This window comes from Mycoplasma sp. CSL10166 (assembly GCF_017116885.1).
Classification (GTDB): domain Bacteria; phylum Bacillota_I; class Bacilli_A; order Mycoplasmatales; family Metamycoplasmataceae; genus Mycoplasmopsis.
Window position 1 is genome coordinate 402,440 of record NZ_JAFIRF010000001.1, and the last position, 16,734, is coordinate 419,173.

A 16,734-nucleotide genomic window follows, 5' to 3' on the forward strand; every position below is an offset into this window, starting at 1 on the left:
CAAACAAAAAAAGGAACTCAGTTTATCGCGGAGCTCCTTTTTTGTTTTATATAAAAATACCCTTAAAAGGGCATTTAATTCTTAAATATTATTTAGTAGTTCACGTAATTTATCGTTTATAGTAAACTCATTTTGAGTTATAAAGTAGTCAACTTCATAATCATTATCTCTAAAATTAAAGTTTTCTTTAAAAGCGTTTCAAATTTCTGTTAGTTTATTGACATCATAATTATCTGAATTTATATAATCAGCAATTTTTACTAGTGTATATAGTAATTCATAGTTAATTAATATATTATTGTATTTTCAATTTATGAAGTTTTTGTAATTTACAGAGTGATTTATATTATGATTTTCATAACCTGTACCCATGTATCCACCTTGTTCTTGATGAGGATTTTCTCAATTAAATTCATTTTTGTTTAATAAATAATTCAATTTAATTAAACTCTCATTTTGAGAATTAAATTCATTGTTTTTGCTTATTGTTGCAAACTTAATATTTTTATTGTTTATTAAATCAATTAATTTTTTAAATCTTTTCTTAATATGGAAATCTAAGAAATCAAGCCTTTCTTGATTTCGTCCGTTATTTTCTCCTAAATATTTTCTTTGGTAATTATGTGTTTGAACTTTATTATCTTCGGTGCTAAAAAATTCTTTTTTGCTTTCAAAAGCTTTCTCAATATAGTTATAAAGATTTGAAAGATTTTCTTTGTTATTATTTTGGTTTGATAAGTTATATATGAATGAATCAAAACCATTTTGAATGTTGTTTCTAAAGTTTTTATCAATTCCGTTTTCGTGATAATTGAAAATTATTTTTCCAGATATATTTTCCGATCTACCATTATTAAAATAAATATATCGTTCATTATTAGCTTTCGATTCATCTCCTCTTGGGTATTGTAAATCAGATAAATCTCTTATTAAAGCGTTATCTTGGAATAATGTGTCATTTATATTTGATTTAAAACTTAAAAGTCATTTTATTACATTGTTTTTATACTCTGAATTTTTATTATCTAATCAATTTTTGTAAGTTTTAAATGTGTATTCTTTATCTTCATTGCTATTTCTATCTTGATTATAACCTTCGTCTTTAGTTGTATCAGAAATATTTTCATTTATAGATAGTTTAACTAATTCTTCATTAAATTTTCACATTATTGAAGATACAAAAATGTCTCTAAAGTCGCCTGAAGAAATTGAATTTAGTTCATTTAAATGGATTTGATCGTTCTCTATTTTGTCTTTGTATAAGTTTATACTTTGAATGAATGAGTCTTTTATATCTTTAATATTAATTTTTATATTTTTATTATCATTTGCAGCGAATAATTTAAATGATTTTAGCATATTTTCATAGTATGCTTTAAATTTTTCGTATGTTGATATTTCTTTTTTTGTATTAAAAGAATAATCTAAATTAGTTTTTACTAAAATTTCATCTACATCATTTTTGTATGCTAAATATAACTCTTTTATAAATTCATCAGAATAAGCTATGTTTGCAAACTCTTCTAGTGTTATTTCATCTTTTGGTGTCTTTTCATCGATGAATAATTTAAGGTTATCTAGTTGTTTATTTAAAATTTCAATTGAAAATTTATGTATTTCATTTAAAATTACATCGAACTTAAATTTTATATCTAAATATTTATCATTTTTAATAATTTCATTTCTTGAATATAATTTATCATTTTTTATATTGTCAAGTCACATTCAATCGCTATTCATTGTATCTTTTGTATAATTTTTTATTTCAATATCATCATCGTCAGGTCCGCTACCTGGACCTGCTGGACCACTAGTTGGTTTATAAAGATATTTATCGAAATTATCACCTATTTCATCTCTTGTACGGTCATCATATCTTGTAAAACGTCTTAATATTGAAATATTATAATTTGAAAATCTATCTACGGTATAATTAGGGAATAATCAATTTTCGATAATTTTATTTAAATTTTCTAAATCTTCTAACTGAATAGTTTTAATATTATCAATAAAATGTTGATCATTGCTTATTTGGTTTAAAAACTCAATCATTTTCTTTTTAGCAATTACAAGATTTTTTGGAAGAACGATTTCATCATCATTTGATGATTCTCTATTTTTATAATAAAAGTCTAAGAAATTAAAAATATAGTTATTACCTTCATTATAGACATCAAATTCCGCAAAATTAAAAGCTAAATATTTAGAAATTCCATCTATTAGATTTATATTTTTGTCTGTGAAAAAGTTATTAAGTTTATTGAAACTTTCTTTGATTTTTAAAAGATTATCTCTTATTTCTTCTTTTCTTTTTTCAATTTTTTTAGCAGATAATAAAACTTCAGTTTTTTTATCTAATGTTATTGTTAAATAGGCTTGCAATTTATTAACGTCATCTTCTTTGTTTAAAGCTTCTTTTGCAATAGTAATATACTCATTTGCCTTATCTGATATTTCTTCAAGAGCTTTGTCGTTTAAACTTATTTTTACATTATCTATATCTTCTACTGCTTTTTCTAGTTCTTCTCTAACATTGTTCTTTGCTACTTCAACAGGAACATTTATTATTTTGTCGTTTTTATTCACTTTATTGATATTGACGTTGTTATAGTAAGATCCATTATTATCTACTGTTCCAGGTACTTCTTGAGCTTCATTTAGTAATTCATTAATTTCTTCTAATTCATTTGAAATCCTACTATTATCTTTTATTGTATCTTTTAAATTTTCGCTTGACTCTTTAAGTTTATTTTGTAGTTTTATAATTGTTGGATCATCCTTTAAAATATTATTATTTTTAATAAACCCTTGAGCTTCAGTTAATTTATTAGCCAATTTATTTATTAATAACAATGTTGTATAATCTACATTTACTTTATTAGGGTTGTTCTTATCTGTACTAATATTGATTTCTGAATTTTTCTTCCTTTGCGGAATCATTACGATGGATGTTGTGGTCACTGCTACACTTGCAAAAGCGGTACTTCCCAAAAGAATTTTATATCTCTTTTTCATTTTTATAATCCTTCCTTTTTATTACAAACAATTTATTATTTTATATTTAGATAGTATATAAAATTTATTTAAATTTAATAGCAATTTTTTATTTTTTGTAGAAACTTACTCAAAAAAAAAAAAAAAACATGGTTTTTTAGTAAAAAAAACATTTTTTTAAAAATTTTTGTATTTTTTCTCCCTAGTATATAGGCAAAAAAATGTTTTCATTTTAAAAATGTACTTTTTTAACATTAAACTTTATCTATCTATATTTTTTTTAAAAAATATGGTAAAAATTTCATATTAGGTTCTAAAAAAGTTGTTCTAGTAAAATTAAATACATAAATGATATTGATTTTTTATTTAATTAAATTATTTTTTGATGAATAATTTTATATCAAAAACGATTTCGTTATAAAAAAATAATGTAATTAATAACTACAAAATTAATTTAAGAAAATAAGAATATAACTAGTGATAATGCTTTAAAATATTATTAGATTTGAAAAAGTTCATTTTTTAATTTAAAAGAAAAGTATTTGTGATAACTAATAAAAAATATAATGTTTATTTATTCTTTAATTTAAAAAATCAAGAGAAATTTGACAATTACATACTAATCTATAAAATTCTAAAAAATAAGTTAAGAGCACAAAAAACTAATTTAGACTTCGATAAAAATTATTTTAAAGCATGTAACAGTTAAAAGTTAAAACTTGGATTTTAAATATTTTGTCAACAATAAAATTGTCGAGTTATTTTAAGGTACAGTGGCGTTTTAATATTTAAAATAGTCTTTTGAAATTTTATGTTATTGAAGTTCATAAAATTAATAATGATTTTAAATTTAAAAATATATTAACGTGTAGAAAAAAATTAGATTTAACTAAAATAATGAAATCAATATGTATTACTTTTAATTTTATTAAAAATATTGTTTATTTTAACTTTTTTAAAAGCTTAACATATAAAAAAGCTCAACTTATGTGTTAAGCTTTCTTAATCTATTCAATATTATTTAATAATTTAGCTAATTCATCGTTTATAGTAAATTCATTTTGTGTTATAAAGTAATCAACTTCATAATCTTTATTAGCAAAGTCGAAGTTTTCTCTAAAAATGTTTCAAATTTCAACTAATTTACTTTCTTCGAATGAACTAGAATTTATATAATCTGCAATTTTTACTAGTGTATATAATAATTCGTAGTTAATTAATATATTATTGTATTTTCAATTTATAAAGTTTTTATAATTTACAATATGATTTTCAGAATATAATACATAATATAAATTTTCGTCAGGTTTAAAAAAAGGTGTTGTTCAATAAAAATTGTTTTTGTTTAATAAATAATTTAGTTTATTTAAATTATTATTTTGAGAAATAAAATTATTTTTTTTATTTAAAATTGCAAATTTAATATTTTTTTCATTTATTAAATCCACTAATTTCTTAAATCTTTTCTTAATATGGAAATCCAAAAAGTTAAGTTTTTCTTTATCGTTACCATTATCACTATCTAAATGATTTTTTTGATTATAATTTACATCAACTTTATTATTTTCGTTCATAAAGAAGTCTTTTTTACTTTCGAACGCCTTTAATATATAGTTATAAAGATTTGAAAGATTTTCTTTGTTATTATTTTGATTTGATAAATTATATACAAACGAGTCGAAACCATTTTGAATGTTATTTCTAAAGTTTTTGTCAATTCCGTTTTCTCGATAATCAAAAATTGTTTTTTGGAGCATTTTTTTCGAAACATTATTATATATGTCTATTGTTTCTTCTTTGTTCGCTTCTTCTTTGTTTCCTCTTGGATATGGTGGTATACCTTCTACTAATAATGCATTATCTTGAAACACAGTATCATTTATATTAGATTTAAAACTTGAGAGTAATTCTAAAACATTATTTTTGTATTCTGTATTTTTACTTTCTAATCAATCTTTATAGGTTGTATATTTATATTCATCTTTAGTTCTATTGTTCTCTTCTTGGTTTCTATATTGATTATAACCTTCATCTTTTGATGTATCAGAAATATTTTTATTTTCTTCAAGATCGACTAATTTTTGATTGAATTTTCACATTAACGAAGAAATAAAAAGATCTCTAAAATCACCACTAGAAATTGAATTTAATTCATTTAAATTTATTTTGTTTGAATTTATTTTTTCTTTATATAAATTTATACTTTCTAAAAATGAATTTTTAATTTCTTTTATATTCATTTTTATATTTTTGTTCTCGTTAGAAGCGAATTGTTTAAATGATTTTAACATATTATCATAATATGATTTAAATTTATCGTATGTTGATATTTCTTTTATTTCCCCGTGATTGTATGTAGGAGTAACTATAATTTCAGTAATGTCATTTTTATATGATCCATATAACTCTTTTATAAATTCGTCTGAATAAACAATTTCAACAAAATCTAATAAAGTTATTTCATCATTCGGGGTTTTTTCACTAATAAATAACTCGAGTTTATTAATTTGTTTATTTAAAATTTCTATCGAAAATCTATATATTTCATTTAAAATAACATTAAAATTAAAGGTTTCAGCTAAATTTTTTTCATTTTTAGTTATTTCATCATTAGAGTATAATTTATTATTTTTGATGTTATCGAGTCACATTCAGTCACTATTTCTTGTATCTTTTGTATAATCAGTTGTATCAACATTGCTATTTTGATTGTTTGAAGGTTGTTCTTTAGAATAGATACTTAAATATTTATCATAATTATCAAATAATTTTTTTCTTGAATGATTGTCGTAGTATTGTAGGAAGCGATTTATAATTGCTTTATTATAATTTGAGAATCTATCTACTGTGTAGTTTGGAAATAGTCAATTCTCGATAATTTGATTTAAGTTTTCTAAATCTTTTAGTTGAACATTTTGTATATTATTAACAAAATTTTCATCGTTAGCTATTTTATTTAAGAATTCGATCATTTTCTTTTTGGCCATCACAAGATCTCTTGGGAGAGTAATCTCGTCATCAGCGTATGATTTTCTATTTTTGTTATAAAAGTCTAAAAAGTTAAATATATATTCATTTCCTGAATCATAAATATCTAAGTTCGAAAAATTAAACGCTAGGTATTTAGATATACCATCTATTAAATTAATGTTATTGCTAGTGAAAAAGTTATTTAAATTTTCTAAACTATTTTTTATTGTTAAAAGTTCATCTTTAATTTCTTCTTTTCTTTTTTCTATTTTTTTAGCAGATAATAAAACTTCGGTTTTTTTATCTAATGTTATTGTTAAAAAAGCTTGTAATTTATTAACATCATCTTCTTTTTCTAAAGCCTCATTAGCTATTGCTATATATTCGTTTGCTTTTTCTGAAACTTCTTCAAGAGCTTTATCATTTAAAGTTGTTTTGATATTATTAATATCCTCTACAGCTTTTTTTAATTCCTCTCTAACATTGTTTTTAGCTTCTTCAAGAGATACATTTATAATTTTGTCTTTTTTATTTGTGTTGTTGTTAATGTTTATATTTTCATAATATGAACCATTATCTTCTGTTGATTTAGGTATTTCTCTAGCTTCATTTAATAGTTTGCTAATCTCTTCTAATTCATTGGTAATTAATTTGTTATCTCTTATTGTACTACTTAATTTTTCACCAGAATCCTCGAGTTTGTTTTGAAGTTTTACAATTTTAGGATTATCTTTTAAATTACTATTATTTCTTATAAACCTTTGAGCTTCGGTTAATTTATCAGCTAACTTATTTATTAACAATGTTGTATAGTCAATATTTACTTTATTCGGGTCTTTATTGTCAGCAACAATATATCTAATAATGTTATTTTGTGTTTTTTTCTTTTGAGGAATCATAATTATTGATGTTGTAGTTATTGCAATAGTTGCAAATATACTACTTCCTAAAAGAACTTTATATCTTTTTTTCATAAATTTATAAACCTCTCAATCATCTTATATAAAATTTAACATTTATTATTAGTATATAATAAATTTATTCTTTTTAAGAAAGTACATAATTTATGCATTAAAAAATACAAAATAGTTTTATTTATTGTTTAAAATTAAGTTTTTACAATTTATTTTTAATTTCTTAAAAATAATTACTTAATTACCATATTATTTTCTAGCTTTATTAGAAAAATAATAATTTCTTGAAGCATAATAAATAGCTTCAGAAATAGTAGGGTGTGTTAAACTTATTTTTTCCAAATCATTAAATTTAATATCTTTTTTCATTGCTTGTGATATTTGATTAATTATCAAACTAGCTCCATCTATAAACATTGATGATCCCAATATTAAACCAGTTTTTTTATCTACTAAAAATTTTAAAAATTCAAGATCTAAATTCGCTCCATCAGCATATGCTCTCGGTAATTGTGAAGATCTAATTATAATGGAATCATATTCAATATTTTTTCTTTTTAGTTCTTCTTCGCTATATCCTATACCTGCAAATCCTGGATTTAAATAAACTGCCCAAGGAATAGTTTTAGTATCTAACTTCTCAAAATTATCATTTTCTAAAATATGATTAGCTATTATATCTGCTGTTTTATAAGCGACAGAAGATAACATCATTAGTCCAGTAAGATCTCCAAGTGCATAAATATGGCTTTCACTTGTTTGCATATATTTGTTCACCTCAACAAATCCTTTTTGATTCATTTTTAAGTTCAATAATTTAAATGAATCATTATTAGGGACTCTGCCTATAGCTAAAAGAATTCTATCTGATTGGAATTCTTTGATTTTGTTATCTATTTCTATTATTAGTTTATTATCTTTATATTCTATAATATTAACATTTTCAATAACGTTAATATTTTTGTTCTCTAAGTATTTTCTTACTGATGTTTGTAATTCCTGATCGAAATTATTCATAAATTTTCTTGCTTCAAGAATGGTTACTTTTGTTCCAAATGTTGAATAAAAGTATGCAAATTCAAGAGAAACTGGACCACCCCCAATTATTATTAGTGAACCCGGAATTTCTTTTAATTCTAATGCATTGGTAGAATCTAATAGTACGTTATTTACTTTTGCTGTTTCAAATCCTTTTAAGTTTAATTCTCTTGATCTAGATCCTGTTGCTAGAACTAGTTTTTGGAATTTTATTTGTTTTTTTGATTGTGTTTCTATAGTATGCGAATTTATTACGTTGGCTTCTTCAAAAAATATTTTTACTCCGGAATTTTCTAACAGGTTTTTTATTGAGTTATTAATTTTTATTTTATTATAAATTCTTCTTTGTTGAATTTTGTCGAAATTAAAAGAAGTGTTGTTTGATGTAATCCCATATTTTTCTGACATTTTTAAAGTATCTAAAACTTTAGCTGATTTAATCAATGTTTTAGTTGAAATACAACCTTCATTAACACATGTCCCACCAAAATGTTTTCTTTCAAATAAGGCTACTTTTTTACCGTTTTTTGCTAAAATAGATGCTAATGTATATCCTCCCGGACCTGCGCCTATGATTGCTATATCAAATTTTTTCATTATTACCTTTCTAATTATTTTTGTCTTTAAAATTATATAAATAACTTAAAAAAAGTTGAAAAAATAATCTTTTTAACCTATAAAAATAACTTTTTAGTTTTTTTCAAAGTAAAATCAAGCAATAAATTTTGCTTGATTTACTATTAATTCATTAAGTCATTTAATTCTTTTATTTTGTTATTAAATAATTCTTCATTGTATTCAGAATAAAAAACTTTTCTTGCTTTTTCTATTTCAATAAAAATTTTATCAATTAAATCTCCATTAGTCTCTCTTTTTAATGTATAAACATATTTGTTCACTTCATCAATTTTATTGATAAGATTAATCTTAATATCATTAACATATTGAGTTGTTGTTTGGGTATCATAATTTTTTATATCATTATTTGCATATCTAAAGCTTAATAATCTTAAACTAAACATAGCTTGTTGAATTTTATTATTTATATCCGGTGATAAGTTATTTTGAGGTTCTCATTCGAATCTTACATATTTCGCTCTAAAAGGTTGAAAATCAAAGTTCATAAGCGGATATCCTTTGGTATAACTATCTCTATTTATATTATAAGTTTCATAGTATTGCTGTGGTCCGTGATTTCCGGTTTCTGAACTGGTAAATAATCTATACGGACCAAAATCTTTGTAAGATTTTTTGCTTTGATATTTAGCTTCTTTTCAATTCATTCCGTCATCAGAATATTTTATAACAATGTTTTTAGGCATTACTATTTTTGAGTCTAATTTAGTAGATCCTGCTCATGTAGAAAATTCAAAACTATAAAAAGTTTTTGGATTATTATTAGCGGTTTTAAATGTTATATAGTCTTTTTGATTTGATTGATCTGTATTGTGTACGTCTCAATTATCTCAACGATTACGTGAGGCATAATCAAATATATTAATATATCCTGATTTGCCATTTGATTGATCGCTTAAGATTGTAAATTCGTTATTTTTAAACTTATATGTGCTTGGACTATAGCTTAATAAGTTTTCAGAGTTATTTCTATTATTAAAATTAATGTGTAATTCATATCTAATATTTTTTATTTTTTCAGTATTGTAAAGACCACTTAAATCGGCATATATTATTTGCTCTTTTATTCCGTTTTTTACGATTGAATTTTCATCATTTTTACTATATACATTTTTCATTTGATCTTTAGGTACTTGTATTTTATATACACCTGGATTAATACCGCTATTTATAGCGTTTTCGTCATTAGATTTGATTTCAATAGTCATATTTTCGTTAAAAATGTCTTCAAACCTAACTGCGGATGAAAAAGTTGTTATGTTTTGTACAATAACCTTAGCTTCTTCTGGAGAAGCTGGTGTTTTAACAAAAATGTTCTTATTAATTTTCTTGTCAAAGGAATGCTTTATTTGATTATTATTAAATGCTAAAGTAATAATAATATTATTTTCATCGTATGTTATTGAATTAAATTCAGGGATATATATGTTGTTTGAATACTCAATAGATATTTCTTTAGCAGCAAAACTATTTTTTAATTCTTCATTATCTATATTTTGCTTAATTTCATCTCAAGAATAAGATCCTGGATTGTTAAATGAAACTTCTATACCATTTTTAATTTCGTTTATTTCATCTTCGTTTAGTTTAAATTCATATTTATTAATATGATATTCAAATATTTGTGAATACTTGTTATTATATTTTATTTTGTATAGAACTTTAATTTTATTTTCTTCTTTGATAGCATCAATTAATATAAACTGAACTTTACTATTTTTGTTTACGAATTCAATTTTGTCATTAGAAACTTTATTTTTTTCCGATGTTTCTACATCTTTAAATAAAGTATTATTTGAATTTTTATAATTAATTTTAGCTTTATTTAAAAGCATAAAATTTATTCCATCATAACTATTAATTGTTTGACTTTGAAAAGTATTATTTGATATTTCACCGTTATGGATCAACTTATATTTAACAAGAATTTTATTATCTTCTTGTTTTGATGCGCTAATAAATTGATGTTCTAATGTAGTTCCTGAGAAATTGTAATTTTCCGGGTTATTTATTTCATTTTCTGGTATTGAGTTAAAATCAATAAAATTTTTATTTGTAAATTCAATTGAAATTTTATTATTTTCGAGCTCAAAATTATATTCAGTTGATTGATTATCTTCTTCTACTGAATTATTATTAACTATTTTTTTTATGTTATAAGTAAATAACTTTGAACTGTAGTTATTATTATAAATAATGTAATTAACGCTTATAGAATTATCAAAATTATAAACATCAACAATTTTAATATTAAAGTTATTTAATTGGTTATGTGAAATTTGTGATGTATCAATTTGAGTAGCGCTAGATGTTTTTGCTTGGTATTGAAAATTAATTTTTTTTCTTAGTTCTTCAAAATTTGGGGCTAATTCGGTCTCTTTGGTATTTAATTCTTTATTTGTAAAAAAGCCCTCTTTAGGAATACTTGTTGTAAATGTTTTAGAAATCTTATTTTTATAAACTAAATTATATTTAACTAATATTTCATTTTCTTTTTTTTCTTTTGAAATTAATTGCACTAAATATTTATTAGGTGCCAAAATATAATAATTTTCATTGTTATTAATATCAGAATCTGATAAGTTGTCAAAAGAGACATCTAAAGAATTTTTATAGCTTATATTAACGATAATGTTTTCAAAATTATCTTCTTTTTTAGGGATTTGGTAATTATTAGAACAAGATATTGATGTCAAAGTAAAAGAACTTAATAGTGTACCGGTTATTATTATTTTTCTAATCTTTTTATTCATCTTTATCCTCTTCTGCGAAATTGTAGTTATAGAATCATGGAGAACTATATTCATTAGGATTTTTTAAATTAGCTCTCATTATTTGGCTAGCAAATGAATTTGTATTGTTGACATCAAACGGGTTTTGATTTTCTAAATTTGAACCTATATAATTATGTTGTCTTGTTCAATATCTATACGCATAACTATCAAATCCTTTGTTTCCACCTCATCATGTTGCGAAGTATGTGTTATTATCTAAGTACATACTTGTTCCTGATCCTCCAGCCCCTAAGTATACAGGAGCATAATTAGATTGACTCTTAATACTAATTTGATCATCGTCTCTTCCTGTGTATGAGCCACTTGGTCTTCGACTAATTATTCCAGAAATTTTAGATAATGGATATCCTATTAAAGCAATATTACGATTTGACGGAACTGTGATATGACCTTTTTCAAAATCTATGTTGAATTTAACGGGTTCTATGTAGTTATTTATATAATCTAATTTGTATACGATATTCATTTTTCCGTTGCGTTTGGCGTCTAGATATTGTTCATTAAAATCAGCGATAAATATAGTTAAATCAACTGTTGCAGATTTTGAAGGATCATTTTCATTTTTTTGGTCTAAACCTGTTCAAATTATGTCGGTCTTAGCCTTAATTTTGTCGTTTGAACCATCTTGGTTAAATCTTCAATATTCATTTATTATATTATTTCTATGTTTTGGAGCTAAATTTAAATTGTAGTAATATTCATTATTGGCAAGTTTATTGAAATCTTTAATATTTTCACCGATCACATGTCTATTTGAAATTAAATAATATTTATGGTCATTTTTGTCATTATTTACTTTACCTATTATAGAAGTTGAGCCTCATAAATCATTTTTGTGTTCTCAATTTTCTGGTCTATCATCAGCAACAAATTGTACAGATCTCATTCATGTATCTCTAGCTAATTCTCAATGTTCCTGTTTGTTTCAATTTAAAATGTCCGCATCCATTAAATAACCTTCATGGAATTTATATGGAACATTTTGATTTGGGTAATACACTTCATTATTTTCTAAAAATGAAGTGTCGTTGCTAAATAAAATTGGTTGATCATTATCTGTGTAAAATACATCATTGTAATCAAATTTATTTGAATTTATTTCAAAATTTTCTTCTTGTGATGTACTTGTATAATTAATTGTTATTTCGGAAGCTGTAGGTAACACGCCAATAGCTTTATTAGGATCAAAATTTACCCCATTTGAGTATTTTATTAAACTAGGATCACCAATAAAAATTTTATTATTTTTGTCTTTACTATCTATTATTACTTTTATTCCTCCGTTTTCATCTCATTTAAAAATGACTTTATATTCTACGGTTGTTCTATTACTTCCAGATCTGAAAGATGTACTTTTATCGAATATAATTATTGATTCATTTTTAAGTTGATTGAAATCAATCAAATATGTATTATCATCGTTAGTTCTTGTTAATCTTTGTGCTTTAGAACTATCGTTTAATAATATATCTGCGTGAATTGTAAATTTAATTGTTGATTTTGTTGTAGTTTCTTTTAAAACGGTTTTTTCGAGATATTTTTTATCTAAGTATCAATATACGTTTTCTTCGTTTTTATTGTATTTTCAATAAGTATCTTTTCAATATTGTTCAATAACTCTTTGTCTAATAATTTCATCATTAGAATTAAAAATAGTTATTAAATTTCTTTTTTCTTGGTTAAAACCTGAATAAAAATCAATGTTTGAGTTCTCCGATTGTTCAGTTTGTTTGAAGCCGGTTATCTTATATCATGAGTTACCCACAAATGTTTTACTTACATTATGAGCAGGGTCAAAACCATCTACTTGTAGTTTAATATAAACCTCATTATTATTGTACTTTTTAATATCATTTATCTTAAATTTATCGACATTAAGTTTGAAATTACGATAAGTTAATCTTTTATTTTCGTCTTGGCCTTTTAAATCTATTGCTTTTGAAAATTCTTCTTTATTATTTAAAAAATAATCTACATTATGTTCTGAAAGCATTTGTTTATTTATTATAATATCATCTAATTTGATATTATTAAGCATTATTTCGGGATATAAAGCTTGTTCGTAATCATTAACAAGATTTATTAAAGTATATGTTTTGTTATTTGAATATCTAACTAAGTTGTTGTCTTTTTTAATTCATCCAAGTTTAAAAGTCAATCCTCTTAAACCAACTGCTTTTATATCATAAAAGTAGTAAAAATAATCTCTTAATAGCGGTTGTAAATCTGTTGAAACTGTAGTTACTCCTGAGTTATAAATTTTATTTTTATCTTCGATTCCAATAAAATCTAGATTGTCTTTATTTTCTCCGGCAATAGCTCTTTCTTGGTTTTTATTTTTTATCCCGATAAAATAATTTAATTTATTAAAAGCTTTTTGCTCTATAAAATTAATAGGATTTAAAGTTCTGTAATCAATTTTTACTGTAGTACCATCTTTCCTTTCGATAGTACCGCTACCTAAATTTCAACCAAAAACAGATTCGTTAATTTGATTCATTAAATTTTTAATATTTGAATCTATTTGATTAGAGTTAAATTCTTGGGAATTAAAGTCTTTTTCAGTGTAAAACTCATCTTTAGGTTTTATATCTTCATAGTTTAAAAACATGAAATTATCTACGGTAAATGAATTTTTAAGACCTTCTACAGGTTTAGGTGCAGGTATTCCATTTTCTTTATATCAAAGTTGTAAATCTGCTTTGCGATTATAATTATTTACATTAGTTATTTTATCTATGTAAATTTCGTATTTTCCAAAACTAGGCATATTATAAAATTCGTTCATTTTTTCAATAGCTTCGGATGCTAAGAAATCGGAGTGATTTCATCTATTTTTAGGGTCCTTCAAGGAAATATTCATAAAAAATTTTCTTTTATCATTTGAATTAATGATATCTAGTATTTTTTCTTTATTTATATTATCTCAATAACTTTGTTTTTCAATTGTTCTTGGATTAAAATTATGGATAGAGCTCAACGAAATTGACTTAATAATTTGGTTATTAAATTTAATATTAATGAATGAATTCAATTTACTTGTTATAAAAATATTTGAAACATCATATTTAAAATACTTTCCTAAATTTACAAATTTAGGTTCAAGTAATTCCTGTTTTTGATTCTCATTTAATTGTTCTATCTCTTCTCTGGCATATGAATTTAGCAATTCATAGTTAATATTAAATAATTGATCTAAATTATCATAAGATAAATTATTTAATTCTTCTATACCGCCGTATTTATACTTTTTAGATTTTTTGAAAGTGTATGCAAAATTTTGAATACCTTTAATTTTTACTTCAATTGTTAACACTAAAGTATCTAGATTTTCACCTTCTAATTCAATATTTTTTATTGTGTAGTTAAATTGTTCGGTATCTGAGTGATCGAAAAATATTTTTGCATTATCAAAATTAAACGATGCAGCATTTTTTATTTCTTCTAAATCATATTTAGCTTCGCCTTGATAATTTTCAATATTAAATTTTTGTTCGGCACTCTCTTTTAAATATTGAGAAGCTGTTTTATTTTCGTTTGGCAACGAATTTAATTTCTCTAATTCTTCATAAAATAATTTAATAATATTTATATTATTTTGAATATTGCTTAGATCGAAATATTGAATTAAGTTGTTATTGTATATTTTTCTATTTTTATTGAGAAGTATATAAAAATTATATTCTGCATTCCCGTTAAGTGATTTATCCATTATTTTTGAATAATATTCATCTATTTTTAGTTTTAATTTATCAATAAGTAATTTTAGTTCTTTGAATTTATCAAAAAAATCTATAAATTTATTACTACTGTTTAGCTGAGAAGTTATTATATTTAAATCATTTTTTAAATTATTGTTAATTAATGCTGAATTTATTAGAATATTTAATTCTTCCTTAGATTTATTTAAATCATTGTGCTCATTTTTAGAAATATTTCTTACGTAATTTAACTCCAAATTTGTAAGCGAATCCTTTATCTCTTCTTTTAATTTTTCTTTAATTTTTGTTTCTAATTTTGAGTCATTTTCAATTTTGTCTAATAATTCTGTTTTATTTATTTCAAAGTTTTTTTCATTACTTTGAGAAGATGAATTTCTAATTTCGCTTTTTAAATTATTTTTAAAATTAAAAATAGTTTCTAAATTAATATCATTTTTTAACTCTTTTTGGATTAATTGATAATTGTTTAATCATGTATTTTTGTCTTCGAATGAATAATTATCTAATATAGAATCTACAATTGAAGCATTCTTATCTAATTCATAAAGTTTCTCTATTAGTGAATTTTTGTATTCTATATTATTGTATGCTAATGTTTTTTGATTTAAATAAATATCCTTTGTTATTTGTTGGTTAAATTGATAAATAGGTAAATTATTTAAGTATTTTGTCATCTTATCGTTATTGTCAGAAATGATTTTATTTCTTATATTTAAAAGTGATGCTAATTTTGTAATTTTTTCATTTGTTTCATCATTTAATTCGCTATAGTTAAAGTCGTTAGGATCTATAACTTTATTTAATTTTTCTAGAAGTTCTTGGAATAACTCGTTTTGATCAAAAATTACCTTAACACCCTCAAGAGGTTCGATAGAATTAATACTTAAGAAATTATTTAAGTTTTTAATAAAAACTAATATTTTTTTATTTAATTTCAAATACTCGTTAGGAATATTTTGAAATTTATATAATTCTAATATTTTATTTTTTATTTTTTGAATTTCTTTGTCTTCAAACCTGTTTAAACTAGTTTCTAAATCTTGTTTAAATAAGTTAAATTCATTTTTCTTTACTTGGTCAATATTAGAAAGAGTTTTAGATGAATTTAATGTAAGATTCGAGTCAAAATTATTGAAATTTATGTTAGATTGTGTAATTATACTTTCGAATCAATTTAGACTACTCATTATATTGGATTCTAGAGGTTTATTAATTTCTAAATTAGTGGTGTTAAAATTTTCATTTAAAATATTTTCATAATTTTCTAATGTTGATTTTATATTTGAGTTTAATTGAACATATTCTTTTTCGCTTTCTAAATAAGGATATTGTTCTAAAATTTTATTTTTAAAATTTATAATTTTATTTTTATCTGAATTAATGGTTAAATTTGTTTCTAATATTTTTTTGTATTTTTCTCTGAGTTGAATATTTTTATTTTTTTGCGTATTGTTAGGTTTTTTTTGTAATAAAACCCCAAGAGTTGTTGCGACAGAAATAGAAGTAATTCCTAAAGCAGAAAAAAATGCAATTAATGCCTTTTTATTATTTTTCAATTTCACTTCACCCCCTTTATTTGGAAAGTTAAATATTATATTTATATATTATATAAAAATAATGAATTATCATTAAAATAATTATTATTTTAAGTTTTTTCTTAATATA

Annotated in this window: 5 protein-coding genes; all 5 read right to left on the bottom strand. The window is 22.6% G+C overall.

The features are described 5' to 3' along the window. Window positions 1–81: 81 nt before the first annotated feature. The 5 genes from JXZ93_RS01680 to JXZ93_RS01700 all read right to left on the bottom strand — a co-directional run bounded on the left by JXZ93_RS01680 (window position 82) and on the right by JXZ93_RS01700 (window position 16,625). A complete protein-coding gene (locus JXZ93_RS01680) occupies window positions 82–3,015 on the bottom strand; it encodes a hypothetical protein (protein ID WP_205852539.1) in 2,934 nt (977 codons plus the stop codon). A gap of 986 nt (window positions 3,016–4,001) precedes the next feature. Further along, window positions 4,002–6,938 carry a hypothetical protein gene (locus JXZ93_RS01685; RefSeq protein ID WP_205852540.1) on the bottom strand — a complete coding sequence of 979 codons (2,937 nt, stop codon included), beginning with the start codon at window positions 6,936–6,938 and terminating at the stop codon, window positions 4,002–4,004. A gap of 189 nt (window positions 6,939–7,127) precedes the next feature. Then, on the bottom strand, window positions 7,128–8,513 hold the full coding sequence (locus JXZ93_RS01690) for a dihydrolipoyl dehydrogenase (RefSeq protein ID WP_205852541.1): 1,386 nt from the start codon (window positions 8,511–8,513) through the stop codon (window positions 7,128–7,130). Window positions 8,514–8,656: 143 nt separating this feature from the next. Then, window positions 8,657–11,305 (bottom strand): hypothetical protein, encoded by a 2,649-nt coding sequence (locus JXZ93_RS01695; protein WP_205852542.1) that lies wholly within the window; start codon window positions 11,303–11,305, stop codon window positions 8,657–8,659. Continuing rightward, a complete protein-coding gene (locus JXZ93_RS01700; RefSeq protein ID WP_205852543.1) occupies window positions 11,298–16,625 on the bottom strand; it encodes an MGA_1079 family surface serine endopeptidase in 5,328 nt (1,775 codons plus the stop codon). Before JXZ93_RS01700 ends, JXZ93_RS01695 begins: the two co-directional genes overlap by 8 nt. Window positions 16,626–16,734 lie beyond the last annotated feature (109 nt).